Annotated in this window: 15 protein-coding genes; 4 read left to right on the plus strand and 11 right to left on the minus strand. The window is 63.5% G+C overall.

All coding sequences use genetic code 11. The features are described 5' to 3' along the window. Nucleotides 1–9: 9 nt before the first annotated feature. The 5 genes from ACN9MO_RS16235 to ACN9MO_RS16255 form a co-directional block, all read right to left on the minus strand. Complete coding sequence (locus ACN9MO_RS16235) at nucleotides 10–891, minus strand: F0F1 ATP synthase subunit gamma (RefSeq protein ID WP_058325690.1); 882 nt, start codon at nucleotides 889–891, stop codon at nucleotides 10–12. A 27-nt stretch (nucleotides 892–918) separates the two neighbouring features. Continuing rightward, nucleotides 919–2,448, minus strand: a complete 1,530-nt coding sequence (atpA, locus tag ACN9MO_RS16240; RefSeq protein ID WP_057255020.1) for a F0F1 ATP synthase subunit alpha — start codon at nucleotides 2,446–2,448, stop codon at nucleotides 919–921. Next, on the minus strand, nucleotides 2,448–3,008 hold the full coding sequence (locus ACN9MO_RS16245) for a F0F1 ATP synthase subunit delta (protein WP_058325691.1): 561 nt from the start codon (nucleotides 3,006–3,008) through the stop codon (nucleotides 2,448–2,450). The genes atpA and ACN9MO_RS16245 overlap by 1 nt, the downstream gene beginning before the upstream one ends. 262 nt (nucleotides 3,009–3,270) lie before the next feature. Then, nucleotides 3,271–3,657 carry a hypothetical protein gene (locus ACN9MO_RS16250; protein ID WP_057255018.1) on the minus strand — a complete coding sequence of 129 codons (387 nt, stop codon included), beginning with the start codon at nucleotides 3,655–3,657 and terminating at the stop codon, nucleotides 3,271–3,273. A 138-nt stretch (nucleotides 3,658–3,795) separates the two neighbouring features. Next, a complete protein-coding gene (locus ACN9MO_RS16255) occupies nucleotides 3,796–6,012 on the minus strand; it encodes a primosomal protein N' (protein ID WP_112995697.1) in 2,217 nt (738 codons plus the stop codon). A gap of 177 nt (nucleotides 6,013–6,189) precedes the next feature. On the opposite strand from ACN9MO_RS16255, the gene fsa reads away from it, so the two are divergent. Then, nucleotides 6,190–6,843 carry a fructose-6-phosphate aldolase gene (gene fsa, locus ACN9MO_RS16260; protein WP_057255016.1) on the plus strand — a complete coding sequence of 218 codons (654 nt, stop codon included), beginning with the start codon at nucleotides 6,190–6,192 and terminating at the stop codon, nucleotides 6,841–6,843. 51 nt (nucleotides 6,844–6,894) lie between these two features. Here fsa and ACN9MO_RS16265 read toward each other — a convergent pair whose 3' ends face one another. Both ACN9MO_RS16265 and ACN9MO_RS16270 read right to left on the minus strand, forming a co-directional pair. Next, nucleotides 6,895–8,028 carry an AAA family ATPase gene (locus ACN9MO_RS16265; protein WP_112995696.1) on the minus strand — a complete coding sequence of 378 codons (1,134 nt, stop codon included), beginning with the start codon at nucleotides 8,026–8,028 and terminating at the stop codon, nucleotides 6,895–6,897. Between the two features lie 62 nt (nucleotides 8,029–8,090). Continuing rightward, entirely contained in the window at nucleotides 8,091–9,014 is a 924-nt protein-coding gene (locus tag ACN9MO_RS16270; protein ID WP_057255014.1) for a GNAT family N-acetyltransferase, read from the minus strand. Nucleotides 9,015–9,148: 134 nt separating this feature from the next. Between ACN9MO_RS16270 and ACN9MO_RS16275 the strand changes: the two genes are divergently transcribed. Continuing rightward, complete coding sequence (locus ACN9MO_RS16275; RefSeq protein ID WP_112995695.1) at nucleotides 9,149–10,084, plus strand: tyrosine recombinase XerC; 936 nt, start codon at nucleotides 9,149–9,151, stop codon at nucleotides 10,082–10,084. A gap of 99 nt (nucleotides 10,085–10,183) precedes the next feature. Then, a complete protein-coding gene (locus tag ACN9MO_RS16280) occupies nucleotides 10,184–11,260 on the plus strand; it encodes a TraB/GumN family protein (RefSeq protein WP_113133413.1) in 1,077 nt (358 codons plus the stop codon). A 27-nt stretch (nucleotides 11,261–11,287) separates the two neighbouring features. On the opposite strand, the gene ACN9MO_RS16285 is transcribed toward ACN9MO_RS16280, so the two are convergent. Further along, nucleotides 11,288–11,776 carry a DUF2867 domain-containing protein gene (locus ACN9MO_RS16285; RefSeq protein WP_112995693.1) on the minus strand — a complete coding sequence of 163 codons (489 nt, stop codon included), beginning with the start codon at nucleotides 11,774–11,776 and terminating at the stop codon, nucleotides 11,288–11,290. Nucleotides 11,777–11,991: 215 nt separating this feature from the next. Here ACN9MO_RS16285 and ACN9MO_RS16290 point away from each other — a divergent pair, with 215 nt between their 5' ends. After that, nucleotides 11,992–12,486, plus strand: a complete 495-nt coding sequence (locus ACN9MO_RS16290) for an acyl-CoA thioesterase (protein ID WP_057255010.1) — start codon at nucleotides 11,992–11,994, stop codon at nucleotides 12,484–12,486. A 149-nt stretch (nucleotides 12,487–12,635) separates the two neighbouring features. Here the strand turns inward: ACN9MO_RS16290 and lpdA are convergent, their stop codons facing one another. From lpdA to ACN9MO_RS16305, 3 genes are read right to left on the minus strand one after another with little or no spacing between them, the layout of a single operon-like run. After that, the gene (gene lpdA / locus ACN9MO_RS16295; RefSeq protein WP_058325694.1) at nucleotides 12,636–14,042 is read right to left on the minus strand and encodes a dihydrolipoyl dehydrogenase; all 1,407 of its coding nucleotides are present in this window, start codon (nucleotides 14,040–14,042) and stop codon (nucleotides 12,636–12,638) included. A 24-nt stretch (nucleotides 14,043–14,066) separates the two neighbouring features. Beyond that, nucleotides 14,067–14,819, minus strand: a complete 753-nt coding sequence (locus tag ACN9MO_RS16300; RefSeq protein ID WP_057255101.1) for an SDR family oxidoreductase — start codon at nucleotides 14,817–14,819, stop codon at nucleotides 14,067–14,069. Then, nucleotides 14,816–15,316: a hypothetical protein gene (locus ACN9MO_RS16305; RefSeq protein WP_057255100.1), complete on the minus strand. Its 501-nt coding sequence runs from the start codon at nucleotides 15,314–15,316 to the stop codon at nucleotides 14,816–14,818. Before ACN9MO_RS16305 ends, ACN9MO_RS16300 begins: the two co-directional genes overlap by 4 nt. Between the last annotated feature and the right edge of the window lie 2 nt (nucleotides 15,317–15,318).

Below are 15,318 nucleotides of genomic sequence, written 5' to 3' on the forward strand. Positions count from 1 at the left end.
TCCGTAACCTTAGAGCGCTTCCGCGCCCGAGATGATTTCAATGAGTTCCTTGGTGATCTGAGCCTGGCGCTGACGGTTATAGTTCAGCGTCAACTTGTTGATCATCTCACCAGCATTGCGCGTCGCATTGTCCATCGCGCTCATCTTCGCGCCCATTTCGCCGGCGACGTTCTCGAGCAGGGCCCGGAAGATCTGCACGGAAATGTTGCGCGGAATGAGGTCGCTCAGGATCGCGCCCGCGTCCGGCTCATATTCATAGACGGCCGAAGCATCCGATGCTTCCGCTGCGACCGGGCCGGCCGAAGCGGGGATCAGCTGCTGAGCCGTCGGAATCTGGGCGATAACGGACTTGAACTCGGAGTAGAACAGCGTGCAGACATCGAACTCGCCCTTTTCGAAGAGCGCGATGACCTTGTGGCCAATCTGGTCGGCGTTTTCGAAGCCGATCTTCTTGACTTCACGCAGGTCGACACGATCGATGATCAGCGACGCGAATTCGCGACGCAGAATATCGAAGCCCTTCTTGCCCACGCAGATGATCTTGACCGTCTTGCCGGCTGCGAGCAGCTTGCGAACGTGGTCGCGGGCATGACGGGCGATCTGCGAGTTGAAGCCGCCGCAAAGGCCGCGTTCAGCCGTGCAGACGACCAGAAGGTGCGTATCGTCCTTGCCGGTTCCGGTCATCAGGGCAGGCGCGCTGTCGTCCGCACCAACCGCCTGAGCGATGTTGGCGAGAACGGTAGCCATGCGCTGCGAGTAAGGCCGGGCGGCCTCGGCCGCCTCCTGCGCACGCCGAAGCTTCGCCGCGGCGACCATTTTCATCGCCTTGGTGATCTTCTGCGTCGCCTTGACGGAGGCGATCCGGTTCTTCAGATCCTTAAGTGAAGGCATCCGTTATCCGTCCTAAATGAAATCCGCTCAGGCGAAAGACTTGGCGAAGCTGTCGATTGCAGCCTTCAGCTTGCCCTTGACGTCGTCGGAGATCGCCTTGTCCTTGCGGATGGTTTCCAGGATGTCCTTGCCTTCCGAACGCATGTACGAAAGCAGGCCCTGCTCGAACTTGCCGACCTGGTTGACCGGCAGCTTGTCGAGGTAACCGTTGACGCCAGCGAAGATGACCGCGACCTGCTCTTCCGTCTTCAGCGGCGAGAACTGCGGCTGCTTCAGGAGTTCGGTCAGGCGGGCACCGCGGTTCAGCAGGCGCTGCGTAGCGGCATCGAGGTCCGAGCCGAACTGCGCGAAGGCGGCCATTTCACGATACTGAGCGAGTTCGCCCTTGATCGAGCCGGCAACCTGCTTCATCGCCTTGATCTGCGCGGCAGAGCCGACGCGCGAAACCGACAGACCGACGTTAACGGCCGGACGGATGCCCTGGTAGAACAGGTCGGTTTCAAGGAAGATCTGGCCGTCGGTGATCGAGATCACGTTGGTCGGGATGAACGCCGAAACGTCATTGCCCTGCGTTTCGATGACCGGCAGAGCCGTCAGCGAACCGGCGCCATTGTCGTCCGAGAGCTTTGCAGCGCGCTCGAGCAGGCGGGAGTGCAGGTAGAAAACGTCGCCCGGGTAAGCTTCGCGGCCCGGCGGGCGGCGCAGCAGGAGCGACATCTGACGGTAGGAAACAGCCTGCTTCGACAGGTCGTCGTAGCCGATGAGGGCATGCTTGCCGTTGTCACGGAAGTATTCGCCCATCGCGCAACCGGCGAACGGTGCGAGGTACTGCATCGGAGCCGGGTCGGATGCGGTTGCAGCAACGATGATCGAGTACTGCAGAGCGCCACGCTCTTCCAGAACCTTCACGAACTGGGCAACCGTCGAACGCTTCTGGCCGATTGCGACGTAGACGCAATACAGCTTGTCACCTTCCGGACCATTGTCGTGAATGGCCTTCTGGTTGAGGATCGTGTCAAGGATGATCGCGGTCTTGCCGGTCTGGCGGTCGCCGATGACGAGCTCGCGCTGGCCACGACCAACCGGGATCAGAGCGTCGATGGCCTTGAGGCCGGTCGACATCGGCTCATGAACCGACTTGCGCGGAATGATACCCGGAGCCTTGACGTCAACGCGCGAGCGCTGCTTGGCGTTGATCGGGCCCTTGCCGTCGATCGGGTTGCCGAGCGCGTCGACGACGCGGCCGAGCAGTTCCGGACCAACCGGGACGTCCACGATGGCGCCGGTCCGCTTGACGGTGTCGCCTTCCTTGATGTCACGGTCCGAACCGAAAATAACGACACCGACGTTGTCGGCTTCGAGGTTCAGCGCCATGCCGCGAATTCCACCCGGGAATTCGACCATCTCGCCTGCCTGAACATTGTCGAGGCCGTAGACGCGGGCAATACCGTCACCGACGGAAAGCACCTGACCGACTTCGGAGACTTCTGCTTCCTGGCCGAAATTTTTGATCTGATCTTTGAGAATTGCGGAAATTTCCGCGGCGCGGATATCCATCAGCCGACCTCTTTCAGTGCAAGCTTAAGGGTAGAGAGTTTGGTGCGAAGGGAGGTGTCAATCTGGCGGGACCCGACCTTGACGATCAGACCTCCAAGAATAGACGGGTCGACGGTGACGTTGACCGTCACGTCTTTGCCGGTGACGCTTTTCAGCGTCGCCTTCAATTCGTTTTCCTGCACTGCAGAGAGCGCATGGGCCGACGTGACGTCGGCGGAGACTTCGCCACGATGGCGTGCGGCGATCAGGCGGAACGCCTTGATCATGCCCGGCAGCGCGAAGAGTCGGCGATTGCGGGCAACGACCTTGAGGAAGTTGCCGACGAGCCCGGAGATACCAGCCTTCTCGGCAACTGCCGAAATGGCCTTGAACTGGTCGTCTGCAGAAAAGACCGGGCTTACGATCAGCCGCTTCAGATCATCGCTGCCGTCGATCAGGGCCTGGACGCGGGTCAGATCCGCGCCGACTGCCTCGACGGAACCGGCGCCGAGCGCGAGTTCAAAAAGCGAGGACGCGTATCTTTCTGCAACACCGGAAATAAGCTGGGATGTGTCTGCCACGGGCACAAGCTTCTCTCATTTTCATCCAAGAACCGAGCTGGCGGTGGGCCGTCAACTTAAATTCTTGAATTTGCTGCAATAATTTGCAGGATATCGAGGCCTGGCGACCCACTTCCCCCGCAATTCGCGGTTCGTCTAGCATAGGATGTTTGGACTCGCAACACGCGAACGGCAGGAATGCGGCATAAGTCGGCCACCTTGGCCGAATTTTGCCGTAAATTCGTTTCCTGCGTTGTGAATCGCGGAACGGCCCGCGGCACGATCAGATCATGCCGAAGACGTATGCGAGCGGAAGGATGGCGAGTGCCGCCTGAACGAAGAGCGCCAGCCAGTTGTAGACCGTGCCGCCGTTGTCGCTCATCATCGAGAGGATTCGGCCGAAGGCGGCAAGCGCGAACGCCGCTCCGACTGCAAGATAGACCATCGGCTGCGCCAGGAGGATCGCGGCAAGGCCGAGCCCCACATGCATGCCGCCCATGGTGGAGCGTGCCTCGGCATAACCGCCGCGCCGCCCCTCGGCAATGCCGATGCCAGCCGCACGAAAGGTAAGCCGCGGCGCAAACAGCATGACGACGCCGATCAGCGCCGCAGCCACGGCCGCGCAGAAGGCGAGGAATTCGCCGGTTTCCGTCGGAATGTAGAATTCCATGCCCGTTCCTGCAGATGAGCCCTTGTCATGCCGTTTCGTCTTCGGCCGAAGCGGCGCGTCCTTGACCTCTAGCGCATGTCGCCCCGGTTGTGAATCGCCCGCGGCCTGTTCAACGCGACGATCACAGGAAACTTGAATTTACAGGAAGCTTTGGGGATCGATGTCGAGCTGGACGCTGATCGAGCCGCGCTCCTTGGGGCCGGCGGCGATCATCGCCTTGACGAAAGCCTGCATGTCGCTGTTGCGCCGGCCATGCACCAGCAGGCGGAAGCGATGCCGTCCACGGATCAGCGCCAGCGGCGCCTCCGCCGGGCCGAGAATGGTGATGCCGTCGGTCCGCGGCGCAGCCATGCGCAAGCCCCGCGCATGGCCCTCGGCATCCTGACGGGTATCGGCCGAAACGATCAGCGAGGCGAGCCGGCCGAAGGGCGGCAGCAAGGCCTTTTCGCGCTCGGCGATCTCGCGGTCGTAGAAGGCATCCGCATCGCCGGAGACGATGGCCTGCATCACCGGATGCTGCGGCTGGTAGGTCTGCAACAGGCCGAGACTCTTGAGGCCGGTTCGCCCGGCGCGGCCGGTCACCTGCGAAAGAAGCTGGAACGTCCGCTCGGCTGCCCGCGGATCGCCATTGGCCAAGCCGAGGTCGGCATCGACGATGCCGACCAGCGTCATCAGCGGAAAGTTATGCCCCTTGGCGACAAGCTGGGTGCCGATGACGATGTCCGCTTCGCCGCGCGCAATGGCGTCGAGTTCCAGCCGCAGCCGCTTGACGCCCATGAGGTCGGAGGACAGCACGATCGTGCGCGCCTCGGGGAAATGCCGCTCCACCTCCTCGGCAATGCGTTCGACCCCCGGGCCGCAGGCAACGAGATGATCGAGCGTGCCGCATTCGGGGCAGGCCTCCGGCGTCTTCTCCGTATAGCCGCAATGGTGGCACTGGATCTGCCCGCGGAAGCGGTGTTCGACGAGCCAGCTTGAACAGTCCGGGCACTGGAAGCGATGGCCGCAGACGCGGCAGAGCGTCAGCGGCGCATAACCGCGGCGGTTGAGGAAAAGCAGCGCCTGTTCGCCGCGCTCAACGGCCTTGCCGATCTGGTTGATGAGAACCGGCGAAAGGAAGCCGCCGCGCGCCGGCGGATGCTGGCGCATATCGACCACGCCGAGCCGCGGCAGCGCCGCATCGCCGAAACGCGTCGGCAGGTGGATCGGCTTGTAACGGCCGACTTCGCCATTGACTCGGCTTTCGACCGATGGCGTCGCCGAGACGAGCACGACGGGAAAGCCGGTGATCCGACCGCGCACGACCGCCATGTCGCGCGCATTGTAGAAGACGCGGTCTTCCTGCTTGTAGGCCGGGTCGTGCTCTTCGTCGACGATGATGAGACCGAGCTCTTCGAACGGCAGGAACAGCGCGGACCGCGCGCCGGCAACGACACGCACCGTGCCGGTCGTCACCTGGCGCCAGACCTTTTCGCGCGTCCGCGGCGCAAGGTCCGAGTGCCACTCCGCCGGCTTCGCCCCGAAACGATCCTGGAAGCGCTCGAGGAAACTCGATGTCAGCGCGATCTCCGGCAAGAGTATCAGCACTTGCTTGCCTGCCCGAAGCGTCGCGGCAATCGCCTCGAAATAAACCTCGGTCTTGCCGGAGCCGGTGATGCCGTCGATCAGCGACACAGAGAAGCCGCCCTCCTCCACCGCCGCCAGGAGATCGGCTGCCGCATCCTTCTGGGGCCCTTCGAGCCGGGGCGCGACAAAATCGGGATCAGGCAAGGCAACCACCGGCGGCGGCGCCATGAATACGGTTTCTAAGACGCCTTGCTGCGTCAGCCCCTCGATCACGCTCGACGATGTGCCGGCCGCATGCGCAAGCCCGGAGCGCGTCCAGGAGAGGCCGTCGCTCGCGGTCGCGATGACGCGCTCACGAGCCGCCGTCATGCGCTCCGGTCGCATCTCCGTGAGGCGCAGCGCTTCCACCATCGGCTCCGGATCGAAGGCCGCCGGTGCCCGGAGCGCCATGCGCGCGACGAGCCCCGGCGGCGTCACAGTGTAGGCAGCAACCCAGTCAAGAAAAGTTCGCATGTCCCTCGTCAGCGGCGGGCAGTCAAAAACCTTCTCGATTGTCTTGAGTTTCTTCGGATCGACATTGCCGTCATCGTCTCCATCCCAGACCACGCCGACGACGAGACGGGGGCCGAGCGGCACCTGCACGATCGAGCCCGGCTCGACCGCCATGCCGTCGGGAACCGCATAGGAATAGGCTTTCGGCGCCGGCATGGGCACCAGGACCGGCACGACGCGACGGGCAGAAATCGGCCCGAGCAAATCGCCGAATAAATCGGTTGAATCGCGAGTCATTTTGCCGTGACCTTGCCACGTGTTTCGGTTAAAGAAAACTGCGCTGCGAACCGCAGCCTTGCCGGCGCAGGGTTTGTCACGGTTCCACCAGAGTTTCAACGCGCGCGATCTCTGCCAACGGAATTCCTCCCCGGTAGAGATGCGCCCGAGCGGCAATCGTGCCCAAGGAGTGACTCCATGAAATTTTTCGTTGATACCGCCGACGTCAAGGAAATCCGCGAGCTGAACGATCTCGGCCTTCTCGATGGCGTCACCACCAACCCGTCGCTGATCCTGAAGTCGGGCCGCGACATCACGGAAGTCACCAAGGAAATCTGCTCGATCGTCGAAGGCCCGGTTTCGGCTGAAGTGACCGCCACCGAATACGCCGAGATGATGAAGGAAGCGGCCGTTCTTTCGAAGATCGCCGACAACATCTGCATCAAGCTGCCGCTGACGCTCGACGGTCTCAAGGCCTGCAAGGCGCTGACCTCGGACGGCCACCAGACCAACGTGACGCTGTGCTTCTCGGCCAATCAGGCCCTGCTCGCCGCCAAGGCCGGCGCGACCTTCGTTTCGCCCTTCGTCGGCCGCCTCGACGACATCGCCTTCGATGGCATGGACCTGATCCGCGAGATCCGCCACATCTTCGACAACTACGGCTATGAGACCGAGATCCTTGCAGCCTCGATCCGCACCGTGAACCACGTCAAGGAAGCCGCCCTCATCGGCGCCGACGTCATCACCGCGCCGCCGGCAACGCTGAAGGCTCTGGTCAAGCACCCGCTGACCGACAAGGGCCTCGAAATGTTCCTGGCCGACTGGGCCAAGACCGGCCAGAAGATCGCCTGATTGCTTCAGGAATGAATGAAAACCCCGCATCGCTGCGGGGTTTTTTGTTGCCTACTCGTCGTCGTCCATCAGCCCCGTCAGCCGCATGCCATCGATCCAGGTGGCGCTGTCCTTGCGGATCACCCGGCGCGGACGGATGCCGCAACGCTGGCGCACTTCCTCCGCCAACCGCTCAGAATGAGTGACGATCCAGATCTGGCTTTCGCGCGAAGCGCTGGCGACCATGTCGGCGAGCGCCGGCAGCATGTCCGGATGCAGGCTCGTCTCCGGCTCGTTCAGCGCAATGAACCGGGGCCGGCGATAGGAAAGCAGCGCCGCCGCCAGCGCCAGGAACCGCATCTGCCCATCCGACAGCTCGCGCGGCGAAAACGGCCGGTTGGGGAAATCCGGAAAGACCAGCGAAAACTCGGCAAACTGTCCCGGTTCGGGAACGTCGAGATAGGCGCCGCCGAAGGCGTCGGCGACCGCTCGATCGAGATCAACCGTATCCTCACGTGTGTGCCTGAGCGTCGCAAACACCGCAGCCATGTTGACACCCGTCTCGTCAAGCATCGGCGCCGTCACGGCGAGGCAAGGCAACCGCAACGGCGAATCGCGATCGGTGCGGAAGCCATGGAAGAACCGCCATTGGTCGACCGCGCGGCGAAAGGTGCCGACCTCCGGATAGTGGCCGGCATCGCCGAGCAGCGAGATCGCCGTTTCCGAGGTCAGAGCCGTTTCCGGATAGTCCTCCATCCGCCCGCGGTCGCCGCGCACGAAGATGCCGGGGCCGGACCGCTTCATCATCGTCACGGGACGGCGGCCGGTTTCAACGGTCAGTTCCTCTTCCTTGACCTGGGGCTCATAGGCAAACCCTGCGGCCGCCAAAGGCGGACGCAGCCCGGCCTCGATGCGGTAGCGAAAGGTGATCGCCCGCTCCTCATCCAGCAACTCGGTCTCGAGCCTTATGCGCGCCGGCTTGTCGGCGCGGCGGCGGCCACTCCAGAGCGCCGACGACATCCCGCCCTCCTCCGCGATCTCGCGCGCCAGAGTGCCGCGCGTCGCCGACTGCACGAGTTGAAGCGCACGATAGAGATTGGACTTGCCGACGCCGTTCTCGCCGATGAACAGGTTGACGCCCGTCAGATCCATGCGGATCGACTTCAACGAACGGTAGTTTTCGGCAAACATGGATTGAAGCTGCATGCCCAAGACCTAGCCGATCCGCCGCACGGCGTGAAGCCCGGCAGGCATGGCGCGGCTGATCGCTAGAGCGCGACCTCTGCTTGCAACCGGGGCTGGAACGCCACGTCCGCGTCCATGGCCAGATCGAACACCGTGTGCCGCTCGAGCGCCTTCGTCACCTCGCCAGGCTCACCTTCCAGCGCCTCCGGCGGGATCAGGTTGCCGATGCGGAAATCGAAGAAGTCGCCCTTCTTGTTGAGCAGCTCGTGGAACACGGTCATGTCGCGCAGTTCCGTCGACCATTTGGCGAACCAGTAGAACAGGCCGGAATTGCGGGCGCTCATGTGCACCGGCAGGATCGGCAGGCCGTATTTGCGCGCAAAGCCCACCGCAGACGTCTTCCACGGCCGCTCGTTGAGGCAGCCGTCCGCCCAATAGGCGATGCGCCCGGAAGGGAAGAGCACCGTCGCCTTGCCCTCGCCGATCGCCCGGTTGGTCACCTGCAGCGTCTCGCGGGCCTTCAGCTTGCTCTTGTGCTCCTCACGCCATTCGACCGGGATGACCATCTCGACAAAGCGTGGATTGACGCGGATGGCGTCGCGATTGGCGAAGAACATCATGTCCGGCCGCCGTGTCTTGAGCAGGTCGAAAACAGCGATACCGTCGGCAATGCCGGTCGGATGGTTGCTGACGAGCAGGAAGCCGCCCTTGGCCGGAATGCGCTCGGCCCGGTCGACCCGCACCTCCAGCGAGAGAAGCGAACTCAGATGTTCGAAGGCCTGGAAGCCGGGCATGTTGGCGACCGCATCGGCGAACTCGTGCGCCTTGCGGTAGTTCAGCAACGCGTAGAGAAAAGGTCGCATCAACGGCCACATCGGGCTCTTGACGATGCGCTGCCCGCGCTCGGCAATCAGGGTGTCAACGATGTGACCAGGTTTTCCCTGTGAGACCAGGGCGAGTACTTCAGCAAAATGCGCGAATCCGTTCACCGAATCCCGTCCCACCATAGTCCGATCCGATTCTTTCCGGCTGACCATCGCAATTCTATATGATCGAAGAATGACAGATTCCAAGGGCGCATTAGCAAAAACATAAGATGCGTCAGGGCATTGTCGCCGATGGACCAACTTGGGAAGCGACAATGAACGAGCTCCTCGTCATCGGCCATCCGGAACTCCTTGCCGAACGCCAACGTTGGCTCAATGGGCTCATGCGGGAGCGGCGCCTCTCCGACAACACCGTCGAGGCCTATGAGCGCGACACCCGTCAATTCCTGACATTCCTGACCGGCCATCTGGCCGGGCCGCCGCGCCTTTCCGACATCCGGACGCTGCGGCCGGCGGATCTGCGCGGCTTCCTCGCCCAGCGCCGCAAGGGTGGCGCCGGTGCACGCACGCTCGGCCGTGGCCTCGCCGGTTTGCGCTCCTTCCTGCGCTTTCTCGAACGCAATGGCCTTGCGAACGCAGCAGGTGCCGCCGCCGTGCGCTCGCCGAAGCAGCCGAAATCCCTGCCGAAGCCGCTGACCGACCGAGAGGCGCTGAACGTCGTGACCTCGGAGGCGCAGCTTGCCGAGGAGCCCTGGATCGCCGCGCGCAATGCCGCGGTGCTGACCCTGCTCTATGGCTGCGGCCTGCGCATTTCCGAAGCGCTCGGGCTGACATCGGGCGATTTCGCCGACTCGCCCTCGTCGCTGCGCATCATCGGCAAAGGCGGCAAGACGCGGCTCGTGCCATTGATTCAGGCTGCGCGTGAAGCCGTCGCAGCCTATATCAAACTCTGCCCCTATCAGCCGCCTGCTGATGAACCGTTGTTTCGTGGTGCCCGTGGCGCCAAGCTGCAGCCGGCAATCATCCAGCGGGAAATGCAGAAGCTGCGCGGGGCCCTCGGCCTGCCGGACACGGCAACGCCGCATGCGCTGCGACACTCCTTCGCCACCCATCTGCTGGCCGGCGGCGGCGATCTGCGAACCATCCAGGAACTGCTCGGCCACGCCAGCCTGTCGACCACGCAGGTCTATACCGGTGTCGATTCCGCGCGGCTTCTGGAAATCTACGATCGCGCCCATCCGCGCGCCTGATTTTCGGCGAAACGATGGATTAACCATGCCCTTTAAGGAAGCCGTGACCGGCCCGGCCCTAGGGTTCAGCAACGACCGTCCGACCGTCGGGGAACAATGATGACCGCCTTTGCGAGACCTGATCGAAACCTGCTTGCGCGGGTCGCTGACGATACGCTTTGGCTCATTGCCCTCTTGCATGTTGTTCTTGCCGCCAGCCTCGTCGTTGCACTCTTCTTCGTTGCGGAAGCCGATGCGCAGGAAGCCGAATGCGGCGGCTCGAATGTGCTCACCGCCCTTGCCAAGTCGGATCCGACCAAATTCGCCGCACTCGAAGCGGAAGCCGCCGCCGTGCCGAACGGCAAAGGCATCTTCTGGAAGATCGAGAAGGACGGCATCGCGGCCTCCTGGCTGCTCGGCACCATGCACGTGACCGATCCGCGCGTACTGGCGTTGCCTGCCGAGGCGCCGGCCGCTTTCGAAGCAGCCTCAACCGTCATCGTCGAATCGGACGAGATCGTCGACGAGAAGAAATCGGCCGCCGCGATCCTGATGCGGCCCGACCTCACCATGTTTCCGGACAACAAGACGATCGCCGATTTCCTGGAGCCCGGCGATCGCGAACAGCTCGAAGCGGGCCTCAAAGCCCGCGGCATTCCGCTGACGCTCGTTGCGCGCATGAAACCCTGGATGATCGCGAGCTTCGTCGCGTTGCCCGCCTGCGAGATCAGCCGCAAGGCGACCGGCGCCTCCTTCCTCGACAAGAAGATTGCCGAGGATGCGGTCAGCCAGGGCAAAACGCTCAAGGGCCTGGAGACGCTGATCGAACAGCTCGCAGCGATGGATTCGCTTCCGACAGAACTGCACCTGCGCGCGCTGATCGAGACGCTGGCGCTCGGCAAGACGATCGACGACGTCTTCGCGACAATGACCGATCTCTACCTTTCCGGCGACACCGGCATGATCATGCCGATGATGAGATCCGTTTCCGACAAGGGCTCCGCCGAGGATTTCGGCTATGCCGATTTCGAGCAGCGCATCATCGTCGACCGCAACAAGACGATGGCGACACGTGCCGAACCGATCCTGAAGGACGGCGGCGCTTTCATGGCGGTCGGAGCGCTGCACCTTCCGGGCAAGGAAGGTCTTGTCGAACTGCTCCGCGCCCAGGGCTTCACGGTCACGCGCGCCAACTGACTGGCGGGCGTTCAAGCCGGAGACTGATCAGCCAATCTGACCGCCCGGACCCGCCACCCGGGCCAGAAGCGTCGGCACGATCACCTTGTGAAACGGTGTGACCGCCGCCAGGTAAACCCGCCCGAGCGTATTGTGCCTGCGGACGAGCGTGGTGACGCCGACGATCTGGTTGACCGCGGATCCCGCCCTGACATCCACGACGATGCGAAAATCGAGATGCTTGTCGTCGAAACCGAGCACCACTTCGTCGTCGCTTTTCGACAGCACTGGAAACGCCCCGACCAGCCCGAAGCGACCCGGTTTCGGCGCTGCCGATTTCAGGCCAATGAGCGAGACCACGCGGTTGCGCAGGCGCAGCAGTTCGCGAATCCATCGCGGCGAACGGCCAAGCGAACGTTCGGCCGCTTCCGCAGCGGTCACGCCCTTGCCGTCGAGCGCGAGCTCGAATCGGTCGGCCCAATCGGCGTCGGGTAGATGCCGGTTCGGCAACGAGGTGGCCACGGCTCTCGGATTCATGTTTCCTCCTGACGCCACGGCGTCGCTTGTCCTTTGAGACATGATTGCGCCCTCCGTCGTGCCTGGACAGGAGACCGCTTGTCGCAGCCCTCGGTCCAATCGTCACACCCAGTCTGCCGCCGGGGCCGTCATTCGCCGATGCGGTGAGGCCCCTTCCCTTCGCTCCGACAAGCTGCATAACTCAAGCTGAGCGTTGCAAATTCTGGAGATGGACAATGGAAACCAGCCACGACACACGCGAACTCGAAATGGTCGTGCTGATGACGCCGGACATGGCGAATTTCAGCGGCAAGGTCCATGGCGGCGCGCTGCTCAATCTCCTGGATCGCGTGGCGTTCTCATGCGCCTCGCGCTATTCGCAGCAATATGCGGTGACGCTTTCGGTCGACCAGGTGACCTTCCGCCAGCCCATCCACGTCGGCGAGCTCGTCACCTTCCGTGCCGCGGTCAACAATGCCGGCCGCACCTCGATGGAAATCGGCATCCGCGTCGAGGCCGAGAACATCAGGAGTGGCGAGCGGCGACACACCAACTCCTGTTACTTCACGATGGTCGCGGTCGACGCCGACGGCGCGCCGACGCCCGTACCTCCGCTGAACACTGACACCGCCGACCGCAAGCGCCGGCAGCGCGCGGCCGAAGCACGACGCAGCCTCAGGCGGGAGTTCGAGGAGCGCTTCCACGCGCTCCGATCTGCTTCTGAAGAATGAGAGATAGTCGCCATCCGCCACGAAATCTCCGGGGGGGATGTCAGCGAACGCTGACGCGGCACTGGTGAAAGCGCCGCAACAACAGCCGGCGTGTTGAAGCGCGCGGCTGGAACAAGGGGGCCGCTTGCTGCAGCCCCCTCGCTGGATCATTACATGTGGATCGGCTTGAAGAAGGTCGAAAGAGCCGCTTCCTTGACCGCTTCCGACATGGTCGGATGCGCGTGGCAGGTGCGGCCGAGGTCTTCCGACGAACCGCCGAACTCCATCAGCACGGCGATTTCGTGGATCATCTCGCCGGCGCCGAAGCCGACGATGTGGCCGCCGAGAACCCGGTCGGTTTCCTTGTCGGCGAGGATCTTCACGAAGCCGTCGGTGGCAAGCATGGCGCGCGCGCGGCCATTGGCGGTGAAGGGGAACTTGCCGACCTTGTAGGCGACGCCCGCAGCCTTCAGCTCTTCCTCGGTCTTGCCGACGGAGGCGACTTCCGGCTGGGTGTAGACGACGCTCGGGATGACGTCATAGTTCACGTGGCCGGCCTGTCCGGCGAGAATCTCGGCAACCGCGACGCCTTCGTCTTCCGCCTTGTGGGCGAGCATCGGGCCGCGCACGACGTCACCGATCGCGTAGATGCCGGTAACGCTCGTCTGGTAGTGATGGTCGATCTCGACACGACCGCGCTGGTCCATGACGACGCCGGCCTTATCGAGGCCAAGACCATCGGTGTAAGGCTTGCGGCCGGTGGCAATCAGCACCACGTCGGCATCGAGCGTCACGGCGTCGCCGCCCTTGACCGGCTCGAAGGTCACCTTGGCGCCCTTGCCGTCCTTGACGACGCCGGTCACCTTGGCGCCCAGCTTGAAGTCCATGCCCTGCTTCGCGAGCATGCGCTGGAACTGCTTGGCAACTTCGCCGTCCATGCCGCCGAGGATGGTATCGAGATATTCGACAACCGTAACCTTGGCGCCGAGGCGCGCCCAGACCGAGCCGAGCTCGAGGCCGATGACGCCGCCGCCGACGACGATCATGTTGGCCGGGACCTTTTCGAGCGCGATGCCGCCGGTCGAGGAGATGATCACCTTCTCGTCGATATCGACCTGAACGCCCGGAATGCCGGCGACGTCGGAGCCGGTGGCGATCACGATGTTCTTGGTTTCGAGGATCTGCTCCTCGCCCTTGTCGTTGGTGACCGAAACCTTGCCCTGACCGAGAACCTTGCCGGTGCCCTGGATGCCGTCGATCTTGTTCTTCTTGAACAGGAACGAGACGCCCTCGACGTTGGACTTAACGGTCGCGTCCTTGTGGGCCAACATCTTTTCGAGGTTCAGCTTCGGTGCTGCGACTTCGACGCCAAGCGCGTCGACGCCATGGGCGACCTGATGGAACACCTCCGAAGCATGCAGTAGCGCCTTCGACGGGATGCAGCCGATGTTGAGGCAGGTGCCGCCATAGGTGGCGCGCTTCTCGACGACGGCCACCTTCAGGCCGAGCTGAGCCGCCTTGATGGCGCAGACATAGCCGCCGGGGCCGCTGCCGATAACGATGAGATCATAAGCCATTAGAATATCCTTCCTTCAGGGCGGTTACCGCCCGCCGCTGACATTGAGAATTGCCCCCGTCACATAAGTCGCCTTGTCTGACAGGAGGTAGAGAACCGCGTCAGCGACTTCCTCGGCGGTGCCGGGTCGCTGAACGGGAATGGTGGGAGCAAGATCGCGCGCCCGGTCCGGCAGGCCGCCGGAGGCATGGATCTCGGTATCGATGACGCCGGGACGGATCGCATTGACGCGAATGCCCTCGGTCGCAACCTCGCGCGCAAGGCCGATGGTGAAGGTGTCGATCGCACCCTTCGAGGCGGCGTAGTCGACATATTGTGCCGGCGAGCCGAGCACGGCTGCGGCCGAGGAGATGTTGACGATGGCGCCACCCTTGCCGCCGTAGCGCGTCGACATGCGCCGAACCGCTTCCGCCGCGCAGCGAATGGAGCCGGTGACGTTAATGCGGAACATCCGCTCCAGCCGCTCGACCGACATCTCGTCGATCCGCGCGGTCGGCCCAACGATGCCGGCATTGTTGACGAGGCCATCCAGCCGGCCGAAGGCCGCATCGACGGCAGCGAACATCGCCTGGATATCCGCCTCCGAGCCGACATCGCCCTGAACCGCAATCGCCGAGCCGCCGGCCGCTTCGATCGCGCCGACAACCGCATCTGCCGCATCACGGTTCGTCGCGTAGTTGACTGCGACACGCCAGCCGGCTTTCGCCGCGGCGACACAAACCGCCGCGCCGATACCGCGGCTACCGCCTGTCACGAGAAGAACGGGGCCTGCGCTCATGCGGCGCATCCCTTGAGGGTGAAAGAATCCCAGCTGTCGGCCTCGGCCTTGCCCTTGCCCCAGGCGCTCGATGCTCTGAGGGAAGGCCCGAAATCGGGAAGCAGCAACTGCTCGGCCGCCTGTTCGGCTTCACCAGGGATCTCGCTGATCGCACCGGCCTTGTCGAGCGCATAGACGACGCCCTGCCATACCGTGCAGGCGCGCAGTTCCTCGCCGGTCGCGTCACCCTCCGGGCAATTGTGCATGATCAGCCCCGTGGCGCGTTCCGGCTCTCCCGCCGGCATCACGACGCCGTCGAGCAGAAGCCCGGGTTTGAGCACCGCCACCTTGAAGTGGTTGCTGGTCGCCGCACTTGCCGAGCCGACCGGCTCGAAGCGCAGCTCATAGCCGCCGTCACGATCGGCGTAGATCGCGTGCGACTGCTTGCAATCGGCAGCGGCAGCCGGCGCTGCAAGCGCGGTGCAGAACAGCATCAAGATGAAGCGACCGGAGATCATGA

This window comes from Ensifer sp. R-19, assembly GCF_049905105.1.
In the GTDB taxonomy this organism is placed as follows: domain Bacteria; phylum Pseudomonadota; class Alphaproteobacteria; order Rhizobiales; family Rhizobiaceae; genus Ensifer.